Source organism: Pseudoalteromonas rubra, assembly GCF_005887095.1.
In the GTDB taxonomy this organism is placed as follows: domain Bacteria; phylum Pseudomonadota; class Gammaproteobacteria; order Enterobacterales; family Alteromonadaceae; genus Pseudoalteromonas; species Pseudoalteromonas rubra_E.
Map to the genome: position 1 here is coordinate 1 of NZ_PNCI01000092.1, position 276 is coordinate 276.

Annotated in this window: 1 protein-coding gene; it reads left to right on the forward strand. The window is 40.2% G+C overall.

The genetic code is table 11. The features are described from left to right. Positions 1-276, forward strand: a 276-nt coding sequence (locus tag CWB99_RS22940; protein ID WP_249332074.1) for a DDE-type integrase/transposase/recombinase, incomplete at both ends; no start/stop codon positions are given.

A 276-nucleotide genomic window follows, 5' to 3' on the forward strand; every position in this document is an offset into this window, starting at 1 on the left:
ATGACTTATTTGCGCACGGCTCAGGGTTGGATGTATTTGGCTATTGTTATGGATTTACATTCTCGTCGCATTATTGGTTGGGCTTTAAGCAAGCGAATGACAGTTCAGTTAGTAGAACGCGCTCTACAAATGGCAATTAATCTGAGGAAGCCACCAAAAGGAGTTATATTTCATAGTGATAGAGGTTCACAGTACACAAGTAAATGTTATCAGGCGTTACTAACGAAGCATGGTTTTATTGCTTCAATGAGCGGTAAAGAAGCGTGCCTAGATAAT